The sequence below is a fragment of the Collinsella sp. BG-O-102 genome (assembly GCF_023656745.1).
Taxonomy (GTDB): Bacteria; Actinomycetota; Coriobacteriia; order Coriobacteriales; family Coriobacteriaceae; genus Collinsella.
Genome location: NZ_JAMOKO010000001.1, coordinates 82,475 through 107,024 on the forward strand (window position 1 = coordinate 82,475; position 24,550 = coordinate 107,024).

At 60.9% G+C, this 24,550-nt stretch carries 17 protein-coding genes; 15 read left to right on the forward strand and 2 right to left on the reverse strand.

Features of this window, described 5'->3' with window-relative positions:
• Positions 1 to 281 precede the first annotated feature (281 nt).
• The 4 genes from feoB (at position 282) to NBH09_RS00410 (ending at position 6,108) form a co-directional block, all read left to right on the forward strand.
• Entirely contained in the window at positions 282 to 2,693 is a 2,412-nt protein-coding gene (gene feoB / locus NBH09_RS00395; protein ID WP_250786748.1) for a ferrous iron transport protein B, read from the forward strand.
• A gap of 121 nt (positions 2,694 to 2,814) precedes the next feature.
• Positions 2,815 to 4,011 (forward strand): MFS transporter, encoded by a 1,197-nt coding sequence (locus tag NBH09_RS00400; protein ID WP_250786749.1) that lies wholly within the window; start codon positions 2,815 to 2,817, stop codon positions 4,009 to 4,011.
• Between the two features lie 153 nt (positions 4,012 to 4,164).
• Positions 4,165 to 5,541 (forward strand): alpha-amylase family glycosyl hydrolase, encoded by a 1,377-nt coding sequence (locus tag NBH09_RS00405; protein ID WP_250786750.1) that lies wholly within the window; start codon positions 4,165 to 4,167, stop codon positions 5,539 to 5,541.
• A 3-nt stretch (positions 5,542 to 5,544) separates the two neighbouring features.
• On the forward strand, positions 5,545 to 6,108 hold the full coding sequence (locus tag NBH09_RS00410; RefSeq protein WP_250786751.1) for a DNA-deoxyinosine glycosylase: 564 nt from the start codon (positions 5,545 to 5,547) through the stop codon (positions 6,106 to 6,108).
• A 1-nt stretch (position 6,109) separates the two neighbouring features.
• Here NBH09_RS00410 and NBH09_RS00415 read toward each other — a convergent pair whose 3' ends face one another.
• A complete protein-coding gene (locus NBH09_RS00415) occupies positions 6,110 to 6,772 on the reverse strand; it encodes a hypothetical protein (protein ID WP_250786752.1) in 663 nt (220 codons plus the stop codon).
• 93 nt (positions 6,773 to 6,865) lie between these two features.
• On the opposite strand from NBH09_RS00415, the gene NBH09_RS00420 reads away from it, so the two are divergent.
• From NBH09_RS00420 to NBH09_RS00445, 6 genes are all read left to right on the forward strand, one after another.
• A complete protein-coding gene (locus tag NBH09_RS00420) occupies positions 6,866 to 8,002 on the forward strand; it encodes a pyridoxal phosphate-dependent aminotransferase (RefSeq protein ID WP_250786753.1) in 1,137 nt (378 codons plus the stop codon).
• A 503-nt stretch (positions 8,003 to 8,505) separates the two neighbouring features.
• Positions 8,506 to 9,027, forward strand: coding sequence for a 50S ribosomal protein L10 (gene rplJ, locus NBH09_RS00425; RefSeq protein ID WP_006235004.1), 522 nt, complete (start codon positions 8,506 to 8,508; stop codon positions 9,025 to 9,027).
• 102 nt (positions 9,028 to 9,129) lie between these two features.
• The gene (gene rplL, locus NBH09_RS00430; protein WP_006235005.1) at positions 9,130 to 9,507 is read left to right on the forward strand and encodes a 50S ribosomal protein L7/L12; all 378 of its coding nucleotides are present in this window, start codon (positions 9,130 to 9,132) and stop codon (positions 9,505 to 9,507) included.
• A gap of 314 nt (positions 9,508 to 9,821) precedes the next feature.
• On the forward strand, positions 9,822 to 10,730 hold the full coding sequence (locus NBH09_RS00435; RefSeq protein ID WP_117635355.1) for a UTP--glucose-1-phosphate uridylyltransferase: 909 nt from the start codon (positions 9,822 to 9,824) through the stop codon (positions 10,728 to 10,730).
• A gap of 508 nt (positions 10,731 to 11,238) precedes the next feature.
• On the forward strand, positions 11,239 to 14,730 hold the full coding sequence (gene rpoB / locus NBH09_RS00440) for a DNA-directed RNA polymerase subunit beta (protein ID WP_199408647.1): 3,492 nt from the start codon (positions 11,239 to 11,241) through the stop codon (positions 14,728 to 14,730).
• 6 nt (positions 14,731 to 14,736) lie between these two features.
• Positions 14,737 to 19,215 (forward strand): DNA-directed RNA polymerase subunit beta', encoded by a 4,479-nt coding sequence (locus NBH09_RS00445; RefSeq protein WP_250786754.1) that lies wholly within the window; start codon positions 14,737 to 14,739, stop codon positions 19,213 to 19,215.
• Between the two features lie 22 nt (positions 19,216 to 19,237).
• Here NBH09_RS00445 and NBH09_RS00450 read toward each other — a convergent pair whose 3' ends face one another.
• A complete protein-coding gene (locus NBH09_RS00450) occupies positions 19,238 to 19,396 on the reverse strand; it encodes a hypothetical protein (protein WP_250786755.1) in 159 nt (52 codons plus the stop codon).
• 21 nt (positions 19,397 to 19,417) lie between these two features.
• Here NBH09_RS00450 and NBH09_RS00455 point away from each other — a divergent pair, with 21 nt between their 5' ends.
• The 5 genes from NBH09_RS00455 (at position 19,418) to fusA (ending at position 24,530) form a co-directional block, all read left to right on the forward strand.
• Positions 19,418 to 19,936, forward strand: coding sequence for an RNA polymerase sigma factor (locus NBH09_RS00455; RefSeq protein WP_195364297.1), 519 nt, complete (start codon positions 19,418 to 19,420; stop codon positions 19,934 to 19,936).
• Positions 19,887 to 20,963, forward strand: coding sequence for a DUF4179 domain-containing protein (locus NBH09_RS00460; RefSeq protein ID WP_195569127.1), 1,077 nt, complete (start codon positions 19,887 to 19,889; stop codon positions 20,961 to 20,963). The genes NBH09_RS00455 and NBH09_RS00460 overlap by 50 nt, the downstream gene beginning before the upstream one ends.
• A 523-nt stretch (positions 20,964 to 21,486) precedes the next feature.
• The gene (gene rpsL, locus NBH09_RS00465; RefSeq protein ID WP_006235012.1) at positions 21,487 to 21,864 is read left to right on the forward strand and encodes a 30S ribosomal protein S12; all 378 of its coding nucleotides are present in this window, start codon (positions 21,487 to 21,489) and stop codon (positions 21,862 to 21,864) included.
• Between the two features lie 73 nt (positions 21,865 to 21,937).
• A complete protein-coding gene (gene rpsG, locus NBH09_RS00470; protein ID WP_006235013.1) occupies positions 21,938 to 22,411 on the forward strand; it encodes a 30S ribosomal protein S7 in 474 nt (157 codons plus the stop codon).
• 19 nt (positions 22,412 to 22,430) lie between these two features.
• Entirely contained in the window at positions 22,431 to 24,530 is a 2,100-nt protein-coding gene (gene fusA / locus NBH09_RS00475; RefSeq protein WP_022094183.1) for an elongation factor G, read from the forward strand.
• Positions 24,531 to 24,550: the final 20 nt, after the last annotated feature.

The following is a 24,550-nucleotide window of genomic DNA, read 5'->3' on the forward strand; positions in this document are numbered from 1 at the left end:
TTTTGGGCGCAGATTCCGGGTCGCAGTTTCCCCGAGGGGCTCGATCGGGAAATCGCATCCCAGTCTGAGCGCCGATTCCGGGCTGCAGTTTCCGCTAGATGCCTCAACCGGAAAGCCCGTCCCGTTTAGGTGTTCCGGAGTGGGATTCGGTTTCCGCAACAGGCCCGTCTGGGAAGCAATGGCCCAGAATTCCCCTTGCACCGATCTGTCGATTGAACGTCGTTGTGTGTTCACGCTATCATGTAAGCTTAAAATTGGTTAGCCATGGCAAACGGTTAGCCATGGTGAACATAAATACAACGCCCTGCGGGCGCCGGGGGAGGAGCACGGACGTGAAGCTCGATACACTCGAGATTGGAAAGGACGCCGTTGTCGCATCGGTGGCATCGGACGATCAGGCACTCCGACAGCATATTTTGGACATGGGTCTAACGCCGGGCACCGAAGTCACCATGATGAAGTACGCCCCCATGGGTGACCCGCTCGAGATCCGCCTGCGTGGCTACGAGTTGACACTGCGTAAGGACGATGCCGCTCGCATCGAGCTCGTGGGTATTCACGACACCGATACGGGTCCGCGCGCTAACGCCGCAATCGGCACGACGGAGCATCCGGCCCTGGGCGAGGGGACGTATTCGCCCCGTGCGGCAAAGACGGCCGTGCCAGAGGGCGCGCCGCTGCACTTTGCCCTCGCCGGCAACCAAAACTGCGGCAAGACCACGTTATTCAACCAGCTGACGGGCTCCAATCAGCACGTCGGTAACTTTCCCGGCGTGACGGTCGACCGCAAAGATGGCACCATCCGCAACCATCCCGAGGCGAGCGTTACCGACCTGCCTGGCATTTACTCCCTGTCGCCGTACACAGGCGAAGAGGTCGTGAGTCGTCAGTTCATCCTCGACGAGCGCCCGGATGCTATCATCGACATCATTGACGCCACCAACATTGAGCGCAATCTGTACCTGACGCTGCAGCTTATGGAGCTCGACCGCCCCATGGTCATCGCGCTCAACATGATGGACGAGGTGACGGCCAACGGCGGCGCCGTGGACGTCAACCTGCTCGAGAGCCTGTTGGGCGTGCCTGTTGTCCCCATTAGCGCTGCCCGCAACGAGGGTATCGGCGAGCTGGTTGATCATGCCTTGCACGTGGCGCGGTTCCGCGAGCGCCCCGGTCGCCTGGACTTTTGCGCACCCGATGGTCCAGACGGCGGTGCGCTGCATCGCTGCATCCACGGCATCGCCAACCTTATCGAGGACCATGCCGCGACGGCGCACATTCCCGTGCGTTTTGCGGCGACCAAGCTGGTTGAGGGCGACGAGCTGGTGACCGAGGCGCTTCACCTGGATCGCAACGAGCTCGACGCTATCGAGCACATCATTACCCAGATGGAGGGCGAGGCCGGCACCGATCGCCTGTCCGCGCTGGCCGATATGCGCTTTAGCTTTATCGGCGACGTGTGTGGGCGCTGCGTCGTCAAGCCGCACGAGAGCCGCGAGCACGTGTGCTCCGTCAAGATCGACCGCATCCTGACGGGTCGCTACACGGCCATTCCGGCGTTCCTGGTGATCATGGGCCTCGTCTTTTGGCTGACGTTTGGCGTGATCGGCGCGGCGTTGCAGGGATTTATGGAGGACGGTATCGCTGCCATCATCGCCTCGGCCGATGCGGGCCTCAAGGCGTTCGGAACCAACGACGTGGTGCGCTCGCTGGCTGTCGACGGCGTGCTTACGGGCGTGGGCAGCGTGCTGACCTTCCTACCGATTATCGTCGTGCTCTTCTTGTTCCTCTCCATTCTGGAAGACTCCGGATACATGGCGCGCGTGGCCTTTGTCATGGATAAGGTGCTGCGTCGCTTTGGCTTGTCGGGCCGCAGCTTTGTGCCCATGCTCGTCGGTTTTGGCTGCACCGTGCCGGCTATCATGTCGACCCGTACGCTCCCATCCGAGCACGACCGCAAGATGACGGTCATGCTCACGCCGTTTATGAGCTGCTCGGCCAAGTTGCCGGTCTACGGCTTGCTGTGCGGAGCATTCTTCCCGCAGGCGACAGTTCCCGCCATGGTCTCGCTCTATCTGATCGGTATCGTGGTCGGCTGCATTGCCGCCCTGGTGCTCAACCGCACGGCATTTAAGGGCGACCCAGTGCCGTTTATCATGGAGCTGCCCAATTACCGCCTGCCGAGCGTCAAGACGACGGTGATGCTGGCATGGGATAAGGCCAAGGACTTTATTACCAAGGCCTTTACCATTATCTTTGCCGCTACCGTGGTCATCTGGTTCCTGCAGACGTTCGATATTCGCTTTAACGTGGTCGCCGATCAGTCGCAGAGTCTACTTGCCGGTCTGGGTAGCATTATCGCGCCGGTGCTGGCCCCGCTCGGTTTTGGCGACTGGCGCGCCTCGACGGCGCTCGTCACGGGGCTCATCGCCAAGGAGAGCGTCATCTCGACCCTCACGGTGCTTTTGGGCGCAACGTCGCCCGCGGCGCTGTCAACCATGTTTTCGCCGTTTACCGCCTACGTGTTCTTGGTCTTTACGCTGCTGTACCCGCCTTGCGTGGCCGCTATCGGCGCTGTCAAGAGCGAGTTGGGCGCGCGCTATGCCGTGGCCGTATTCGCGTTTCAAGTGACGGTCGCCTGGATCGTGGCGTTTGTCGTGCATTCGGCGGGCATATTGCTGGGGCTGGCTTAGTTATTTATTGACGGCGCAACCTTTGTGTATCGAATTGTTTTCGGCCCTGCATCTGTTGCTGACGGATGCGGGGCTGTTGCTATATAATCGCCTCCGCTCAAAACGATTGGGGACGTTATATATGACTCAGACAAGGCAAGACGGCATCACGCTCAAGCAGTGGCTCCCACTCGTCGGGCTCACCTGCTGTGCGTTCGTGTTCAACACGTCGGAGTTTATGCCCATCGGCCTGCTGACCGACATCGCCGCATCGTTTTCGCTCACCGAGGCCCAAGCTGGCATCATGATCTCGGTCTACGCCTGGGGCGTCATGCTGCTGTCGCTGCCGCTTATGGTGTTCGCTTCGCGCTTTGAGTTCAAGCGGATGCTGCTGGGCGTGCTGGCCGTGTTTTCGTTGGGTCAGTTCCTGTCCGCCGTGGCGCCCACCTATCCCATCCTGGTCTGCGCGCGCCTGGTGGTCGCTTGCGCACATGCCGTGTTCTGGTCAGTCGCCTCGATTATGGCGTCGCGCCTGGTTGACACACGTCACGGGGCGCTCGCCATCAGCATGATCGCTACGGGCTCGTCCATCGCGCAGATCTTTGGCCTGCCTCTCGGTCGCGCCATTGGCTTGGCCGTGGGCTGGCGCATGACGTTTGCCGTGGTCGGAGCGCTGTCTGCTGTCGCGGTCGTCTACCAGGCCACGGTGTTTCCTGCCATGCCAGCGGGCGAGCGTTTTACGTTCAAACAGCTGCCCGAGCTGCTCAAGAACCCGCTCCTCATCGCGCTCTACGCAGTCACGGTCTTCATGGCGACCGGCTATTACGCAAGCTACAGCTATATCGAGCCCTTCCTGGCGCAGGTCGCGCACGTCGATGCGGGCGCCATTACCATGACGCTGACGGCGTTTGGCTGCTCTGGTTTGCTCGGAAGCTGGCTGTTTGGCCGCCTGTTCGATGGGCATCGCTTCCCGTTCTTGGCTATCACGCTCTCCGGCGTGCCGGTGGCCCTGCTGCTCATGGGGCCGGCCGCATCGTCGCTCGTGACAGTGCTTGCCGTCTGCGCACTGTGGGGTTGCTGCGCCACGGCCTTTAACGTGGCGTTTCAGGCCGAGCTCATCAAGCACACGCCGGCAGATTCGTCGGCCGTCGCCATGTCGATCTTCTCGGGCCTGTTCAACCTGGGGATCGGCACCGGTACGGCGATCGGCGGCGCCGTGGTGTCGGGCCCCGGTATCGCCTGGATCGGCTACGCGGGCGGTGCGATCGCCGTCGTGGGCGTCATCCTCGCTATCACGGTAATGTTCCCGGCCATCCGCCGCGCCAAGCCCGTCGCCTAATCACGTCCCCTCATCAGTTGCGGTGAAATACGGATTGTTTAGCCCAATAAACCTGGCAAACAGTCCGTATTTCACCGCAACTTATTTTGGGGGAGTGGATACAGGCTGGGCATACAATGGATGTCGTTGTGTTGAGCTTACCGGGAGGTTGCTATGTGGGCATACGAGACGACGTTCTACCAGGTCTATCCGCTGGGCTTTTGCGGAGCTCCGCGCGAAAACGCCGCGCCCGTTGCTGAGGATGAGCTCGCCCAGGCTGCCAACGACGCGCCCAACTCCGATGCCCCCATCATGAAGATTGCTCAATGGGCCGATTACCTGCAGGAACTCGGCGTTGGCGCTGTGCTGATCAACCCGCCGCTCGAGTCCGATAGCCACGGCTACGATACGCGCAGCCTGCGCCATATCGACCGCCGCCTGGGTGGAGATGCCGACTTTGCCGCCGTCTGCGAGACGCTACATGCCCACGGCATCCGCGTGGTGCTCGACGCCGTCTTCAACCACGTCGGTCGTGGCTTTTGGGCCTTCCGCGATGTGCAGGAGCGTAAGTGGGACTCGCCCTGCAAGGATTGGTTTCACATTAGCTTTGACGGCGACTCCTGCTATGGCGACGGCTTTTGGTACGAGGGCTGGGAAGGCCATTTTGAGCTTGTGAAGCTCAACCTGCAAAATCCCGCTGTGGTCGATTACCTGCTCGAGTCCGTGCGCCGTTGGGCCGACGTCTTTGGTGTCGATGGCCTGCGCCTGGACGTTGCCTACATGCTCGACCGCGATTTCATGCGTCGTTTGCATAGCTTTGCCCGTGAGCTCAAGCCCGACTTCGTGCTGATCGGCGAGACGCTCCACGGCGACTACAACCAGATCGTCAACGACGAGATGCTCGACTCCTGCACCAACTACGAATGTTACAAGGGCCTGTACTCCAGCTTTAACTCGGTCAACATGTTCGAGATCGCGCACTCGCTGCACCGTCAGTTTGGTGGCGACCCCTGGTGCATCTACCGCGGCAAGCATCTGCTGTCGTTTGTCGACAACCACGACGTGCCGCGCCTGGCAAGCATCCTCACCGACAAGTCGTGCCTGCGTCCCGCCTATGGCATGCTCTTTGGCATGCCGGGCATTCCGTGCGTCTACTATGGCAGCGAGTGGGGAATTGCTGGCGAAAAGGGTGGCCCCGATGGCGACTGGGCGCTGCGCCCTGCGCTCGATGAGCCTGCGCCCAACGAGCTGACGGCGTTCATCACGCAGCTTGCGCACCTTCGCTCGGCCGACGACGCGGCGGCCCGTGCTCTCAACTACGGCGCGTACCGCAACGTGGTGATCCAGAACAAGCAGCTGCTGTTCGAACGCGCCTGCGACGGCGCGACGGTGCTCGTAGCGGTGAACGCCGTGGGCGAGCCTTATACCTTTGGCGCCGGCGAGCTCAACGGCTCCTTTGTCGACCTGCTTGCCGACGGCATGCCCACGGTCGAGTTGCCGGGCTCCCTTGAGCTTGCGCCCTACGAGGTGCGTTATCTGCTGAGGGCCTAGGCCATGGCAACGTCTGACGAGGGCTATCAACATATTGAGCATGGGTTTGAGCCCGTGTTTGACGAGTGTTCGCGCGTTTTGGTGCTCGGATCGTTTCCCTCGGTGCTCTCGCGCGCCAATGCCTTCTACTACGGTAATCCCCAGAACCGCTTTTGGCGCGTGATGGCCGCGTGCCTCGGTGTGCCCGTGCCGCCCAACGAGGGCGACCTTTTGGCAGGCAGCGAGCCTGCGACGCTCGACGCCTCGATTGCCGCCAAGCGATTCATGCTGCTGAACGGCGGCGTAGCCCTGTGGGATGTGATTGAGAGCTGCGACATTAAGGGCTCGAGTGATGCGAGCATTCGCAACGTTGTGCCGGCACATATCGAGTGCATTACCGACGTGGCTCCCATTGAGCAGGTGATATGCAACGGTGGCACAGCTGGCCGGCTCTACAAGCGCTATCTACAAGAACGCACCGGGCTGCCCGCCATCGTCCTGCCCTCGACAAGTCCTGCCAATGCGGCCTGGCGCCTGGAGCGGCTTGTCGAGCGCTGGCGCGAGTCAGTTGACTGGGTCGCTCTCTAATTTAGATATTTGATTGAGCATGGGCGCCGAGATGTTTGATGATGGTGCGCCAGATTAGCGCGGGCACAGCAGGCCTAGCGCGCACCATGCCGTCGACGTCGACACTATCGGCATTGCCACCGCCAAGCAGCTGCGCATGCTCAATGGAACAGCCCATGCGCACAGCGCCCACAAGCTTATCCATCGCTTCCGAAAACGGTCGCCGCAAGAGGCCCATGCGTGGGGAATGGCGAAGCGCCGCAATGCCGCTGCCGGCGCAGATGACAACGCCGCCGCACCACGACAGGTCACGAAGACGGCAGGCCCGACGCAGCCGCGCAGCGGTTTCGTGTGCCCGTTTGGCGTCCTCGGACCCAGCAAGAATGACGACATAGATGCGTGTCTCTGTATTCCCAAGGCGATCGAGTATCTGCTCGACAGCGATCATGGCCTCATCATCAAATGCATCATCAACAGCGAGCACGATGCCATCGACAACGCAGCCGGCATCGTCCGCCTCCAAATCAACCGAGTGGGGGAGCGCGGTGCCAGAAAGCTGTGCATAGGCAGCGATGGCATCCTGCAGGTCCCAGAGCAAAAACTCAAGATCGACGCTCTCGGGAATGCTGATATACGCAATGGTTTGCAGTGTTTTGGGCTTATCGCCGCGTGCGGTCGTCTCCATGCCGCCTCCTTTCCGGTCGGTTTCCGTTTAGGTTACACCGTCTGACGGCGCCTCGCCGCGCTATCCTAGTGCAACCCTTACGAAAGGAACGCCATGCGTCTGCCTATGAATACCTCGCTTGCCACGCTCAAGCCCTCCGGCATCCGTCGGATTAACGCGCTCGCCGCCCAGCACCCAGGGTGCATCGCGCTTGCGCTTGGCGAGCCCGATTTTCCCACGCCCGATGTGATTAGCGCCGAGGTGACGGCCTCGCTCGACCGCGGTGACACGCACTATCCGCCCAACAACGGTCGCCCTGCCTTGCGCGAGGCACTGTCTGCCTACATGGGGGACGCGGGCCTTATGTTTTCGGCCGACGAGGTCATCCTGACCGACGGCGCGACCGAGGCCCTGTCGGCAACATTTATGGCTATGCTCAACCCCGGCGACGAGGTCATTATCCCCACGCCGGCCTTTGGCTTGTACGAGAGCATTGCCGTGGCCAACCATGCCAAGGCGGTCTTTTTGGATACGGAGCCTGCGCAATTTCAGATTGACGAGGACGCACTTCGTGCTTGCGTGACGCCGGCGACCAAGGCCATCGTCATCTGCACGCCCAACAATCCCACGGGCTGCATTCTCAACGCGGCATCGCTCGACGCCGTGGCACGCGTGGCAGAGCAGGCGGGCATCTACGTGGTCTGCGACGACGTATATAACCGTCTGGTCTATGTGGATGGCTACGAGCGCTTTGCCCAGCGCCACCCGGAGCTACGCGAGCAGACAGTGGTCATCGAGAGCTTCTCCAAACCTTGGGCCATGACCGGCTGGCGTTTGGGCTGGCTCGCAGCGGCAGCCCCCGTCATCGCCGAGATCGCAAAAGCCCACCAATACCTAGTATCGAGCGCCGTCTCCTTCGAGATGGACGCCGCAGCCCGAGCCCTGACCGTCGACCCAACCCCCATGCTCAAAGTCTACCGAGCCCGTCGCGAACGCGTACTCGCAGCCTTAGACGCCATGGGCCTCGACGTGGTAGAGCCCGCAGGAGCCTTCTACACTTTCCCGAGCATCAAAAAGTTCGGCCTAACCAGCGAAGACTTCTGCATCAAAGCCATCGAAGAGGCAAACGTAGCCCTAGTCCCGGGCGACTGTTTCGGCACCGAAGGCCACATCCGCCTCAGCTACTGCGTCTCCGACGAAAACCTGGACGAAGGCCTAAATCGCCTGTCCACCTTCATTTCAACCTTATAGCCCAACGGGACGCAATACATCAGCCCACCGACCCAAGCTTTATGAGTGGGGGCGTCACCCAACGAAAACCCGGGCTGCCCAAAGTCAACGCAGGCCGCGCCGCCAAAGGCCAGGCGCAAGGTTTTCGTAGATTCCGCACGAGCCGAAGAGCACTTAATGTGCTCTTCGTGCGAGCCAGGACTTGACCGAGCGAAAACCTTGCGCCTGGCCTTTGGCTGCGCGGCCGGATGGTGGAATTGTGTACAGCCCGGTTTTCCGTTGACCGACGCCGGGGTCCCCGCCATAATACTTTCGGTTCACGCACGAATCCGCTGCCAGAGACAGCCGGTGCAAACGGGCATCGCCCGCGAGCTTAATGGGATATCCCGCCAGCCGAGGTGGTCGAGTAGATATGTCTTCTCGCCCCCGTCGCTCATGCAGCGCGGGGGCTTTCTTTTTGGACATGCCCCCGTCACGTCCTTGTGGCGGACCGTGCCCGGAAAGAATTCGAGGAGGTGTAATTCATGCCCCAGCAGTACAAAATCGACAAGGTTGCAGAGATCGAGTCCCGTATCGCCGAGAACGCCGGTCTGTTCGTCGTCAACTACAACGGTCTGACGGTTAAGCAGGCTCAGGAGCTGCGTCATCAGCTTCGCGAGTGCGGCGCCGAGATGAAGGTCTACAAGAACAATCTGGTCAAGATCGCTCTCAAGAACCAGGAGCAGCCCGAGCTCGACGAGATCCTCGCCGGCCCCGTCGCTTATGTGTTCTACGAGTCCGAGCCGGTCGAGGCCGCTAAGGCCCTTAAGGACTTCTCCGCTAAGTCCAAGGGTGTCCTTGAGATCAAGGGCGGTATCTCCGACGGCAAGGCCGTTTCCGCTGATGATGTTAAGGCTATCGCCGAGCTGCCTACCAAGGATCAGCTTCTCGGCCAGATCGCCGGTCTCATCTCCGGTTTCGCTCGCGACATCGCTGTCTGCGTCAACGGCGTTTCCTCTGGTCTCGCTCGTTCGATCCAGCAGGTCTCCGAGCAGAAGGCAGCCTAGTCGCTGTTTTCACCCGCGGCGGCAACGCCGCACCCCTGGCGCATTCGCGCCGTGTTTTAACTGATCTCCGTGCACAGACACGGAAACCGAAAGGACTTAGAAATGGCTAAGCTTACCACCGATGAGATCATCGATGCTCTTAAGGAAATGACCCTTCTCGAGGCTTCCGAGCTCGTCAAGGCTATCGAGGACACCTTCGGCGTTTCCGCCGCTGCTCCTGCCGCTGTTGTCGCCGCTCCCGCTGCTGGCGCTGCTGAGGCCGAGGAGAAGACCGAGTTTGACGTCGTGCTCGAGGGCTTCGGCGACAACAAGATCCAGGTCATCAAGGCCGTCCGTGAGCTCACCAACCTTGGCCTGAAGGAGGCTAAGGAGGTCGTCGAGGGCGCTCCCAAGGCTGTTCTCGAGGGTGCCAAGAAGGAGGACGCCGAGGCTGCCAAGGAGAAGCTCGAGGCTGCTGGCGCTGCTGTCACCCTCAAGTAATCAGGCTTTCTCGCCAGATTTCTTTGCAGACGGGGTTCGCATTGCGAGCCCCGTCTTTTTTGTTATGACCCCTCTATTTTGCTGGCTCGGCATGCAAATTGCTGTCGTTTGCGGTGCTTTGGGTTCGCTACCGTTGGTCGATAAAATTGCACCATTCGAGCAATAATTTGCGTTGACCTGCTGAAGAATTGCGTTTGCCTAGCGGTAGTGCCTGGTCCCGGCGGTAAGATACTTCGGTATCGCAATTTGGTCTGCGGCCGCCGTGCCGCACGCACAGGGCGCATCCTGCGCCTGCGAAAGGATCCTTGAATAATATGAAGGCAATCATCCCCGCCGCCGGTCTTGGCACGCGTTTTCTGCCTGGCACCAAGTGCACGCCCAAAGAGATGCTGCCGGTTCTCGACAAGCCGGTCATCCAGTATGTCGTCGAGGAGGCGCTCGACCCCGAGGAGGTCGACGACGCCATCATCGTTACCTCGCCCGGCAAGCCCGAGCTGCTGAACTACTTCCAGCCCGACCGTTCGCTCGAGAACCTGCTGCGCGAGCGCGGTAAGGACGCCTACGCCGACGCTGTCGCCCATGCGGGCGGTATGCCGGTCGACTTCCGTTATCAGTACGAGCCCAAGGGCCTCGGTCACGCCATTCGCTCTGCCGCTGACGCTGTGGCAGGGGAGAACTTTCTGGTTCTTCTGGGCGACTACGTTGTTCCCAACCGCGACATCTGCGACAAGATGCTGGCCGTCTCCAAGGAGCACGGTGGCGCTTCGGTTATCGCCGTTGCCGCGTGCGCTCCCGAAGAAGTCAGCCGCTATGGCGTCATCGCCGGCGATCGCGTGGGCTCTCTCGAGGGCTTCGAGAATGCCGCTGACGACGAGCCCGGTGCCGTTTGGCGCATCGGCGGCCTGGTTGAGAAGCCCGCTCCCGAGGCGGCTCCGTCCAACCTGTACATCGTCGGTCGCTACCTGCTGAGCCCGTTGGTCATGGACCTGCTGGCCGATCAGCAGGCCGGTAAGGGCGGCGAGATCCAGCTGACCGACGCCATGGCACGTTCGCTCGATCGCGAGGCCATGTACGCCGTCGTCATCGACCCGCTGTCGGGCTACGATACCGGTACCCCGTCTGGCTGGATGGCCACCAACGCCCTCATGGCTGCAAACGACCCTCGCTTTGCCGGCGCCTTCTGGGACGCCATCGACGAGCGCGGCGGTTTGATGCGCAAATAAGCCTTCGGGCATCGACATTTACGGGTGCGGACTTCGGTCTGCACCCGTTTTTTATGCGAGCTACAGCTTAGCCCCGGAAACTGCGACCCACAATTCGGCCGAATTCTGGGATGCGCTTTCCAGCTGAGGCCACTAGCGGAAACTACGACCCGGAATTTCGGCTCAGAACGGGATGCGGTTTCCCAAACAGGGTCCAACCGGAAAGCGCGACCCAGTTTGAGGCCTCAAAACGGGACGCAGTTTCCGCCCGATTAACCCTCGCCGCCATTCCGTCATTCAGCGGTCCGCACCAGCAACCTCGTTCACAGAAAATATATGAACAGGTGTTCGATGCACACTTATCTACCTGCACCTTTTCTGTCGAAAAACTTTGCTACTCCAAAAACTCAATCGCGTCAAGGCTTTTCTTGCCCAACGGTCGGTACCTGATAAACTATTAGGTTGCGATAACTGGCGAAGCCATGCCTCGCCAACCCACCGAGCATTTCCGTGAAGGAGGAAAAACCTGGTGACCTACGCATACACTGCCACTGAGCGCAAGCGCGTCAGCTTCGGGAAAATCCCGGAGGCCATGGAGCTCCCCAACCTTATCTCTGTTCAAAGGGAATCCTTTGAGCGTTTTAAGGACGAGGGCCTTCGTGAGGCGTTCAAGGAATCCAGCCCCATCCAGAGCCAGAACCATGTTCTCGAGGTTACCTTCGGCGAGCATCAGTTCGGCGACCCCGCGCACACCGTCGAGGAGTGCCGCGAGAAGGATATGACCTATCAGGCTCCGCTTCTGACCGACGTCCGTCTCACCAACAAGGAGACCGGCGAGATCAAGGAGCAGCTCGTCTTCATGGGCGACTTCCCCATGATGACCGATCAGGGCACCTTCATCATCAACGGTACCGAGCGTATCGTCGTCTCGCAGCTCGTCCGCTCCCCGGGCGTGTACTACAGCTCCGAGATGGATTCGGGCAAGCAGATCTACAAGGCCCAGATCATCCCGTCCCGCGGTGCCTGGCTTGAGTTTGAGGTCGACAAGCGCGACCAGCTCATGGTCTCCATCGACCGTAAGCGTAAGCAGAGCGCCACGATGTTCCTGCGCGCCCTTGGCATCGCCGTCACCAATGACGACATCATCGAGCTGCTCGGCAACTCCGATGTGATCAAGCGCACCCTGGAGCGCGACACCGCCCTCACTCGCGAGGACGCCCTCATCGAGATCTACCGTCGCCTGCGCCCGGGCGAGCCTCCCACCGTGGACGCTTCCCGCAGCCTGCTCGAGGGCCTGCTCTTTAACCCGCAGCGCTACGATCTGGCCCGCGTCGGTCGTTACAAGGTCAACAAGAAGCTCAACCTCACCACCGAGGAAGAGGTCACGGTGCTCACCGACGAGGATATCGTCGCGACGCTGCGCTACCTGTTGTCCCTCGCTGCCGGCGAGCAGGGCTTCAAGGTCGACGACATCGACCACTTTGGCAACCGCCGCATCCGTACCGTCGGCGAGCTCGTCGCCAACCAGTTCCGTATCGGCATGAGCCGTATGGAGCGCGTCGTCCGTGAGCGCATGAGCTCCCAGGACATCGACGAGATCACCCCGCAGTCGCTCATCAACATCCGTCCGATCGTGGCCTCCATCAAGGAGTTCTTCGGTTCCTCGCAGCTCTCGCAGTTCATGGACCAGGCGAACCCCCTGACCGGTCTGACCCACAAGCGCCGTCTGTCCGCACTCGGCCCTGGCGGTCTTGCCGGCCACAAGTCGGGCTCCAGCCGCCGCACCAACGTGCCGACGGCCGTCCGCGACGTTCACAACTCGCACTACAGCCGCATGTGCCCGATCGAGACCCCCGAAGGCCCCAACATCGGCCTGATCGGCTCGCTCGCCCTCTACGCCCGCGTCAACGAGTATGGCTTCATCGAGGCCCCGTTCCGTCGCGTCGAGAACGGCGTTGCCACCGACCAGATCGACTGGATGACCGCTGACGAGGAAGAGAAGCACGTCATCGCGCCGGCCAACACGCCGCTCGATCCCAAGACCAACGAGTTCATCACGACCGATGCCGAGGGCAAGATCGTCCGTCCGCACACCGTGATCGCTCGTACCCGCGACTTCGACGGCTCCTTCGGCGCCCCCGCCGACGTGCCTGTCGAGGACGTCGACTACATGGACGTCTCGCCGCGTCAGATGCTCTCCGTCGCAGCCACGCTGATCCCGTTCCTTGAGCACGACGACGCCAAGCGTACGCTGATGGGCGCTAACATGCAGCGCCAGGCCGTGCCGCTGGTTCACCCCGCCGCTCCCTATGTCGGTACCGGCATGGAGCGTCGCGCCGCTCTGGACTCCGGCGAGGTCACCCTGGCCAAGAACGCCGGCGAGGTCATCTTTGCCGACGCCGCCAAGATCATCGTCAAGCATGCCGGCGGCATGGATGAGTATCATCTGGCCAAGTACCAGCGCTCCAACCAGTCCACCTGCATCAACCACCGTCCGCTCGTGCGCGTCGGTGACACCGTTGAGCAGGGCGAGCCTCTGGCCGACGGTCCTTCGACCGATCACGGCGAGCTCGCACTGGGCCAGAACCTCACCGTGGCCTACATGCCGTGGGAAGGCTTTAACTACGAGGACGGTATCGTCGTGTCCGAGCGCCTGGTGGCCGAGGACCTGCTGACGACCATCAACATCACCCGTCACGAGATCGACGCCCGCGACACCAAGCTCGGCCCCGAGGAGATCACCCGCGAGATCCCGAACCTCTCCGAGGACATGCTTGCCAACCTCGACGAGGACGGCATCATCCGCATCGGCGCCGAGGTCGGCCCTGGCGACATCCTGGTCGGCAAGGTCACGCCTAAGGGCGAGAGCGCTCTGACCGCCGAGGAGCGCCTGCTGCGTGCCATCTTCGGTGCCAAGGCTCACGACGTTCGCGATACCTCCCTTAAGATGCCTCACGGCGCTTACGGCCGCGTCATCGACGTCGTCCGCTTTAGCCGCGAGAACGGCGACGACCTGGCCCCCGGCGTCAACGAGCAGGTGCGCGTCTACGTCGCCCAGCGTCGTAAGATCCAGCAGGGCGATAAGATCGCCGGCCGCCACGGCAACAAGGGTGTTATCTGTAACGTTCTGCCGGTCGAGGACATGCCCTATATGGCTGACGGTACCCCGATCGACGTTATCCTCAACCCGCTGGGCGTTCCTTCGCGTATGAACGTCGGCCAGCTGCTCGAGTGCCACCTTGGCTGGGCTGCCGCCTGCGGTTGGGATACCGAGCAGGCCGACTCCGACAAGTACGTCCCCGGCCCGTTCTTCACCGCGACGCCCGTCTTCGACGGCGCCAAGGAGGACGAGATCGCCGAGGTCATTCGTCGTGCCAACAAGAACATGCTCAACAAGGCCACCGCTGCCTTTGGCGATCACATGCGCCCCGAGTTTGTCACCCAGCTTGACGAGCGCGGCAAGACCCGTCTGTTCGACGGCCGCACCGGCGAGGAGTTCCGCGAGCCCATTACCGTGGGTACGTCCTACATCCTCAAGCTCGGCCACATGGTCGACGACAAGATCCACGCCCGTTCGACCGGCCCTTACAGCCTGGTTACCCAGCAGCCGCTGGGCGGCAAGGCTCAGTTCGGCGGCCAGCGCTTCGGCGAGATGGAAGTTTGGGCACTGTACGCATACGGTGCTTCCAACGTCCTGCAGGAGATCCTGACCGTCAAGTCCGACGATACCGTGGGCCGCGTCAAGACCTACGAGTCCATCGTCAAGGGCGAGAACGTTCCGGTCCCGGGTATCCCCGAGTCCTTCAAGGTTCTCGTCAAGGAGATTCGCTCCCTCGCACTGGACATCGAGCCCATGCACGATGCCGACGAGGACGCCTCCGCCCCTGTGACCGCCGAGGAGACCTCTGCCCTCGATGACCTGGCCGCGCTCGCCGGCGTTGATGCCGACGTCGAAGCCCAGGATGCCGAGACCGCCGAGGCACCCGAGGCTGTCGCCGCCACGACCACTGATAAGGAGTAGTTGACTGTGGCAGATTTCGAAGCTACTGATTTTGACTCGGTAAAGATCTCCCTTGCCTCCGCCGACCAGATCCGTTCCTGGTCGCACGGTGAGGTCAAGAAGCCGGAGACCATCAATTACCGTACCCTCAAGCCCGAGAAGGACGGCCTGTTCTGCGAGAAGATCTTCGGTCCCGCCAAGGACTGGGAGTGCTCCTGCGGCAAGTACAAGGGCATCCGCTTTAAGGGCATCGTCTGCGAGCGCTGCGGCGTCGAGGTCACCTCGGCCAAGGTGCGTCGCGACCGCATGGGCCACATCGAGCTCGCCGCTCCCGTGTCCCACATCTGGTACTTCAAGAGCCCCACGAGCTTCCCGATGAGCCGTATGCTCGACATCAAGTCCAAGGACCTCGAGAAGGTTCTGTACTTTGCCAGCTACATCATCACCGAGGTCGACTACGTGGCTCGCGAGGCCGACGCTGACGACCTGCGCGAGGAGCTCGCCGCCGATCTGGAAGAGATCGATGCCGAGTGCGCCCGCCAGATCGAGTCCCTCAAGGAGCAGGGCAACCCCGAGAACTTCGACGAGTTCTCCGACGAGGAGCCGCTGACCCCCGAGGAGATCGCCTCTGGCATCGTCGACATCGAGGAAGAGTGCAAGGACGAGAAGCAGCTCCGCACGGACGCCTTCAACGCCTTCATGAAGCTCAGCGAGCGCGACCTCATTTCCGATGAGCCGCTGTTCCGCGAGATGACCCGCTACTACTCCATGTACTTCAAGGGTGGCATGGGTGCCGAGGCCGTCCGCGACCTGCTCGCTGCCATCGACCTCCCCTCCGAGGCCGAGAAGCTCAAGGCCATCATCGCCGACGAGGACTCCCAGAAGCAGAAGCGCGAGAAGGCCGTTAAGCGCCTCGAGGTCGTTGACGCCTTCCTGAAGGGCGGTAACAGCCCCGCGAATATGATTCTGGACGTCATTCCGGTCATTCCGCCCGATCTGCGCCCGATGGTCCAGCTCGACGGTGGCCGCTTCGCCGCGTCCGACCTCAACGACCTGTACCGTCGCGTGATCAACCGTAACAACCGACTCAAGCGCCTGCTTGACCTGGACGCCCCTGCGATCATCGTGAATAACGAGAAGCGCATGCTCCAGGAGTCCGTGGACGCCCTGTTCGACAACGGCCGTCGTGGTCGCCCGGTCTCTGGCCGTGGCGGTCGCCCGCTCAAGTCGCTCGCCGAGGCCCTCAAGGGCAAGCAGGGTCGCTTCCGTCAGAACCTGCTGGGCAAGCGTGTCGACTACTCCGGCCGTTCGGTCATCGTTACCGACCCCAAGCTGCTGCTGCACCAGTGCGGTCTGCCCAAGACCATGGCACTGGAGCTCTTCAAGCCCTTCGTCATGAAGCGCCTGGTCGAGCTTGGCAAGGTCGAGAACATCAAGGGCGCCAAGCGCGCTATCGACCGCGGTGCCACCTTTGTGTGGGATATCCTCGAAGAGGTCATCGACGGCCGCGTCGTGCTGCTCAACCGTGCACCGACCCTGCACCGTCTGTCCATCCAGGCCTTTGAGCCGGTGCTGGTCGAGGGCAAGGCTATCCACCTGCACCCGCTGGTCTGCTCGCCCTTCAACGCCGACTTCGACGGCGACCAGATGTCTGTCCACGTGCCGCTGTCCAGCCAGGCTCAGGCCGAGGCCCGCGTGCTCATGCTCTCTGCGAACAACCTGCGCTCGCCGGCATCCGGCAAGCCGGTCAACATCCCTTCGCAGGACATGATCATCGGTGTGTACTACCTCACCCAGGTTCGCGAGGGTCTGCCGGGCGAGAACCACGTGTTCTCGAGCTTCGACGACGCGCTGCACGCCTATGACTGCCGCTCCGAGGTCGACATGCAGGCCAAGATCCAGGTCCGCGTGTCCGCCGAGAACGCCAACGTCATCAACGAGGACGGCACCCGTATCTTCCGTGTCAAGAACGGCAAGAACGAGTTCGTCGACTACGACGTCACCGGCAACAAGACCGCGCGCTTCGAGACCTCTATCGGCCGCATCATCTTCAACCGCCAGTGCCTGCCCGAAGACTACGAGTTCATGAACTACAAGATGGTCAAGGGCGATGTGGCCAAGCTGGTTGCCGACTGCTGCGATCGTTACCCCGAGGCCAAGGTCGGCCCGATCCTCGACGCCATCAAGTACTCCGGCTTCCACTACGCTACCCGCGCCGGTCTCACCATCTCGGTGTGGGACGCTCTCATCCCTGCCGAGAAGCAGGAGCTGCTCGACCGCGCCCAGGCCAACGTCGACCAGATCAACGAGTACTTCGAGGAGGGCTTCATCAACGAGACGGAGCGCCACATCGAAGTCGTTAACGAGTGGACCGCTTGTACCGACAAGGTCGCAGCGCTCATGCTCGACTTGTTCGACGAGGAGAACCCGCTGTACATGATGGCCGACTCCGGCGCCCGTGGTTCTAAGACCCAGCTGCGTCAGCTCGGCGGCATGCGTGGCCTGATGGCAGACATGTCCGGCGAGACGATCGACCTTCCCATTAAGGCGAACTTCCGCGAGGGCCTGCTGCCGCTCGAGTACTTCATTTCGACCTACGGCGCCCGTAAGGGCCTGGTCGATACCGCATCCCACACCTCGGACTCTGGTTACCTGACCCGTCGTCTGGTCGACGTGGCCCAGGACGTCATCGTCCGCGAGGAGGACTGCGGTACGCACGAGGGCGTCACCTACAACCTCATCATCCCCGGCACCACCGACCTCAACACCGACCTTGTCGGCCGTTGCTTCATCGAGGACGTCGTGGCTCCCGATGGCACCGTGCTCTTTGAGCAGGACGGCTACATCGAGAAGGTCGCCGACATCCAGAAGATGGTCGATGCGGGCCTCAAGAAGGTCAAGCTCCGCGCGCTGCTCACCTGCCGCTCCAAGTACGGCGTGTGCCAGAAGTGCTACGGTTGGGATCTTTCCACCCGTCGTCCGGTCGCCATCGGTACTGCCGTCGGCATTATTGCCGCCCAGTCCATCGGCGAGCCCGGTACGCAGCTTACGATGCGTACCATTCACTCCGGCGGCGTCGCTGGCGTCGACGATATTACGCAGGGTCTGCCTACGGTCAGCCGTATGTTCGATATCGTCGGCAACGTCAACGAGAAGATTCTGGGTCGCGAGGCCGAGCTGGCTCCGTACTCCGGCCACCTCTCGATTAAGCCCGAGAAGTCCGAGTACGTGCTGACGCTCACCGACTCCGAGGACCACACCCGTGTCCTCGACGAGCGTCGCGTCCCCGCATCGGTGCGCTTTATGCCCGAGATCGAGGACGGCTGCGAGGTTCGCGCCGGCGACCAGATCACCAAGGGCTTCGTCAACTTCCGCAACCTGCGCAAGCTGACCGACATCGAGTCGACGATGCACACCTTCGTCGAGAGCGTCAAGGACGTCTACACCAGCCAGGGCGTCGACCTGAACGACAAGCACATCGAGGTGCTCGCACGTCAGATGCTGCGTCGCGTTCAGATCACCAACCCCGGCGACTCCAAGTACCTGCTTGGTCAGTACGTCGACCGCTACGAGTTCGCCGACGAGGTCGAGCGCGTTGCCCGTCTGGGCGGTCAGGCTCCCGTGGCCGAGCCCGTCATCCTGGGTACGCTCAAGGTTGCGTCCAACATCGACTCCTGGCTGTCGAGCGCTTCGTTCATCCGTACCGCCGGCGTCCTTACCGAGGCTGCCATTGAGGGCAAGGTCGACCACCTGCTCGACCTTAAGTCCAACGTCATCGTCGGTAAGAAGATCCCGGCCGGTACCGGCCTCAAGCCGTACGCCAACGCCAAGCTGACGTATCGCACGGCCGACGGCTACGTGGACATCGACGGCCCGGTTTCGCCCAACGCCAAGTCGCTGCCCGAGTGGGCTCCGGTGGAGCTCAAGGACCTGGACGAGCAGCTTCCGCAGCAGCTCGACTGGGCCGGCTACGACGAGTTCGGTGGTGCTGACGGTTCGTTCACCCGCAACGGCCACACCATCTCCGCCGAGAAGGCTCGCCTGTACCTGTTCGACGACCTGGGCGTGTCGCAGCGCTGGACCAACAAGTTCAGCGAGGTCGGCATTGAGACGGTCGGCGACCTGGTCGGCAAGTCCGAGGAGGATCTGCTGCGCATCGACGGCATCGGTGCCAAGGCGATCGAGGAGCTCCGTGACGGCCTTGAGGCCCACGACCTGCTCTACATCCTCGAGAACAACGACGACGTTGCCGACGAGGAAGACCTCTCGCAGCTGCTGCAGATGGTCTTTAGCCCCGACGGTCCGGACGACATCCTGCTGGGCACCTCTGCCGCGCCGACGCATCACGCCGACGCCGACGAGGAGCTCCTGGGCGCTCCGATCGGCGACAAGAAGGCTCCCGCCAACGGTGCCATCAACGAGGACATGGCTTCCCTCGACGAGCTGCTCAACCAGCTCGTGGACACCGACGACGCCGAAGAGGCCAAGGACAACGACGAGGAGTAACTTCCAAGTACGTTAACCGCGCTTATAAAGGCTCGCTTCCCAACAGGGGGGGCGGGCCTTTTTTGTTGAAGAAAACCTGCCAAAAAGGGACAGGTTTATTTTGGTAGGTTTTTCCTGCTTGAATTTGAAACATTTCGTCCGGCAAGAGCGTATCTATGGTGAGGGCCTCATCAAGAATCATTAACGTCACCGGGAGGTGATTATGGAAGAACAAGCTTTTAGACAGGCGGTCGAAGATCACAGGGATGTCGTGTTTCGAATCGCATTGACGTATCTGCGCGATCGTGCCGATGCCGACGATGTCGCTCAAGACGTCTTTCTGAAGTTACTCAAAAGCGATGCGCAATTTGAAAGCTGGGAACATCTTCGTCGATGGCTTATCCGGGTCACGATCAATGAATGCAAATCTCTCTTTCGAAAGCCATGGAGGCGTGTGGAGGATATTGAGAACCTGGCCGATTCGCTTTCGACGGCGCAGGAGGAGACCAAGGCGGTCCTGTCAGACGTTATGCGACTTCCGGAACGATTCCGTGTTCCCATCATGCTCTATTACTATCTGGGCTTTTCGACCTCAGAGATTGCCGAGTTATTGCATGTGCCAGCCGCGACTGTTCGAACGCGTTTGGCTCGCGGCAGATCGAAGCTCAAGTTCATCCTAGAGGAGGGCGACCGTGAAATCCAATCAAATCAAGCAGGCCTTCGAGTCCGTCCAAGCCGATAGCGATCTTGCTGACCGTGTTCTTTATGCCGCTGCTGGTGAGCCGCTTCGCCGAAAGGGTCACGCGAAGCCTCTGTATGTTGCCGTGATCGGATGCCTTGCCGGAGTGCTGGCGACCGGAGGGGTCGCCTACGCCGTCGTCAATTCCAGCTATTTTGCCTCTGCCTGGGGAAACCACGGCAACGGGGATTCCATTACCTGGACCAACGGCGGCTCATCGGGAACTAAATATACCTACACCAGAGAGTTTGGCGATGGCATCGCGCCCCAAAGCCTGGAAGGCGCAGTCCAGGAGGTTAATCTGTCCGTCGAGGGCAACGGCTATACGCTTGATATCCATGAGATGGCAATCGACCAAAACGGCTGCGGAGCCGTGACGTTTACGTTGTCCAATCCAAATGGAGTTAACTACTACAAGCCAGCAGCAGAGATTGGCGAACTTGTTCTCTATGGTGAAGAAGAGCAGGGCATCGGCACGCCCGATATGAAGTTCGGCGAGGAATGGCCTGACACACGCAGCACAATTGATAAGGACACATCAAGCGATACTGTCATTAATGGCACGATGTACTTTGCCGCTATGGATCGCGAGCGAGATTTGCAACATGCTGTCACCTGGAATATCCATTGGACCGAGGGTGAAGGTGAGAGTGCGAGGCGGTTTGAGGCGTCGACACCCGAGTTCAATATTGGAGCGTACGTCGATACAAAGGAACTCCGCTCCGGTGACTCGCCTCTTGAGATTAGCCCGTTTTCCATCCAGACGCACATCGATGATTTGGGCTATGAAGCAGTTGATAATAAGCTGACCGTCAGCTACAAGGATGGATCGGAGCAGATTATCGAAGATGACGACGCAGGGGTGTTCAACTTATATTTTTCTTATGGGCGCAATAGCGGAGAGAACATCTGGGTGCCAACGAAGTTGATTGATGTCGATCAAGTTGTCTCGGTAACCCTTGAAATTGTGAGGTATACATCAACAGGGGAGACCGAAACGAAAGAGCCCTTTACCATCGTCTATTCGTAAGATTTGGGGTCGCTTCCTACTAGGGGAAGCGGCCTCTTTTGCGTTAAATGGAAACGCCGCCGATTTCCATGCGACAGATGAGAGCAGATCACCGCTGGAGCGCGACGTTTCCCCAGATAAAACCGACCAAAATAAACCTGTCCCTTTTTGGCAGGTGGCGTTGCCCCGCCGAGCATGTCGGATTCCCGGACCGGGCGGCCTGCGGTTTAAGTTTGTCGCGAGTTCCGCACGAGCCGGAGGCCACTTAATGTGGCCTCCGTGCGAGCCAGGACTGTAGAGCAGCAAACTTAAAACCTGGGCCACCCGGTCCGGGAATCCTCCCAGCGCACAGGAGGGGATTCCTTTTGTGTAGGCTTTGCGGAAATGTGGCTATTTAAGGATACGCCCGGCGGCGTGGTCTGTTGACGGCACAGCTAACGCCACGTATCCTATCGAACTGCGTGTTTCGTAGGGGGATGCTGACCCCTCGATTCAAGCCGTTGCACTTTACAGAAAGCTGGAATCATTCGAGAAGGAGTACGCTTTGCCTACTATTAACCAGCTGGTTCGCCAGGGCCGTCGTTCCGTGCCCAAGAAGTCCAAGAACGCTGCTCTGCAGCACAACTCCCAGAAGCGCGGCGTGTGCACCCGCGTCTTCACCACGAGCCCCAAGAAGCCGAACTCGGCTCTTCGTAAGGTTGCCCGTGTTCGCCTTGTCAACGGCATCGAAGTTACTGCTTACATCCCGGGTGAGGGCCACAACCTGCAGGAGCACTCCATCGTGCTCGTCCGCGGCGGTCGTGTCCGTGACCTCCCTGGTGTCCGTTATCACGTCATCCGTGGCGCCTACGACGCTGCTCCGGTCCAGAACCGTATGCAGGCCCGTTCCAAGTACGGTGCTAAGCGCCCCAAGGCCAAATAAGCCAGATAACGTTTTGATACTTTCGCCGTGTGCCGCCTAAGCGCCGCACGGTAGACACTTAAGGAGATTTCACATGCCGCGTCGTGCAGCAGCTAATCGTCGTGAGGTTCAGCCTGACGCCGTTTACAACAACCGCCTGGTGACTCAGCTCATCAACAAGGTCCTTCTTGACGGCAAGAAGGCCACCGCTGAGCGCATCGTTTACACCGCTTTCGAGATCGTTGCCGAGAAGTCCGAGGGTGGCGACGCTCTCGCTACCTTCAAGAAGGCTATGGACAACGTCAAGCCCACGCTCGAGGTTAAGCCCAAGCGTGTCGGTGGCGCTACCTATCAGGTCCCGATGGAGGTCAACTCCCGTCGTTCCACCGCTCTGGGTATCCGCTGGATCGTCAACTTCTCCCGCGCTCGCAAGGAGAAGACCATGGCCGAGCGTCTCGCCAACGAGATCCTCGACGCTTCCAACGGCCTGGGCGCTTCCGTCAAGAAGCGTGAGGACGTCTTCAAGATGGCCGAGGCCAACCGCGCGTTCTCTCACTATCGTTGGTAAGTTAAGGTAAGGAACTAACATGGCTAAGCCTAAGTACAAGCTTTCCGATACCCGTAACATCGGCATCATGGCCCACATCGATGCCGGTAAGACCACCACGACCGAGCGTATTCTTTACTACACCGGTAAGACCCACAAGATCGGTGAGGTCCATGAGGGCGCTGCCACCATGGACTGGATGGTTCAGGAGCAGGAGCGCGGCGTAACCATTACCTCCGCTGCTACCACGTGCTTCTGGAACAAGGACGGTAAGGACTACCGCATCCAGATCATCGACACCCCGGGCCACGTTGACTTCACCGCCGAGGTCGAGCGCTGCCTGCGCGTCCTCGATGGCGCTGTCGCCGTCTTCGACGCCGTTGCCGGCGTTCAGCCCCAGTCTGAGACCGTTTGGCGTCAGGCTTCTACCTTCAACGTCCCCCGCATCGCCTTCATCAACAAGTATGACCGCGTGGGCGCTGACTTCTTCAACGCTATCGAGACCATGAAGGATCGTCTCGACGCTAACGCCGTGGCCGCTCAGGTCCCGATGGGCGCCGAGGACAACTTCTGGGGCGTCATCGACCTGGTCACCATGACTGCATGGGACTTCAAGGCCGACGAGAAGGGTATGACCTACCCCGAGCCGATGGACGAGATCCCGGCTGAGTTCGCCGACATCGCTGCCACCAAGCGCGAGGAGCTCCTCGACGCTGCTGCCAGCTTTGACGACGAGCTCATGGAGAAGATCCTCATGGAGGAGGACTTCACCGTCGAGGAGCTCAAGGCTGCTCTGCGTAAGGGTGTTCTGGCCAACGAGCTCAACCTCGTCTTCGTGGGCTCCGCCTACAAGAACAAGGGCGTTCAGGAGCTGCTCGACGCTGTCGTCGACTACCTGCCCAGCCCGCTCGACGTCGAGGCCGTCACCGGTACCGATCCGGACACCGGCGAGGAGATCCAGCGTCATCCTTCCTTCGACGAGCCCTTCTCCGGCCTGGTCTTCAAGATCATGACCGACCCGTTCGTCGGTAAGCTCACCTACGTCCGCGTTTACTCCGGTCGCGCCGAGTCCGGCTCCTACGTGGTCAACGCTTCCAACGGTCAGCGCGAGCGCCTCGGCCGCATCCTCGAGATGAACGCCGCCGAGCGTATCGACCGTGACGACGCTGCCGCCGGCGACATCGTCGCTTGCGTCGGCTTCAAGAACTCCACCACCGGTGACACCCTGTGCGCCGAGGGCAAGGAGATCGTCCTCGAGAAGATCGAGTTCGCTAAGCCCGTTATCGACGTTGCCATCGAGCCCAAGACCAAGGCCGAGCAGGACAAGATGTCCTTGGCTCTGACCAAGCTCGCCGAGGAGGACCCGACCTTCCAGGTGTCCACCAACCACGAGACCGGCCAGACCATCATCGCCGGCATGGGCGAGCTGCACCTCGAGATCATCGTCGACCGTCTGCTCCGCGAGTTCAAGGTTGACGCTAACGTTGGTAAGCCCCAGGTTGCCTACCGCGAGACCGCTGGTCACGACGTCGAGAAGGCTGAGGGCAAGTTCGTCCGTCAGTCCGGCGGCCGCGGTCAGTACGGCCACGCCGTCATCAAGCTCGAGAAGATGGAGGAGGGCTTCGGCTACGAGTTCGTCAACGCTATCGTCGGCGGCGTCGTGCCCAAGGAGTACATCCCGTCCATCGACAAGGGCATCCAGGAGGCCCTGAACACCGGTGTTATCGCCGGCTTCCCGGTCCTCGACGTTAAGGTCACCCTGTTCGACGGTTCTTACCACGAGGTCGACTCCTCCGAGGCCGCCTTCAAGATCGCCGGTTCCATGGCTATCAAGGACGCCCTCAAGAAGTCCGATCCGCAGCTGCTCGAGCCGATCATGGCTGTCGAGGTCGAGACCCCCGAGCAGTACATGGGCGACGTTATGGGCAACCTCTCCGGTCGCCGCGGCAAGATCGAGGGCATGGAGGATCGCAAGAACAGCAAGCTCATCCGTGCCAAGGTGCCGCTGGGCGAGATGTTCGGTTACGCTACCGACCTTCGCTCCCAGACCCAGGGCCGTGCATCCTACACGATGCAGTTCGACTCTTATGAGCCCGCGCCCAAGTCCATCGTGGACGAGGTCATGAGCAAGAACGCCTAAGTTCGAGCTCTCTGTTACGT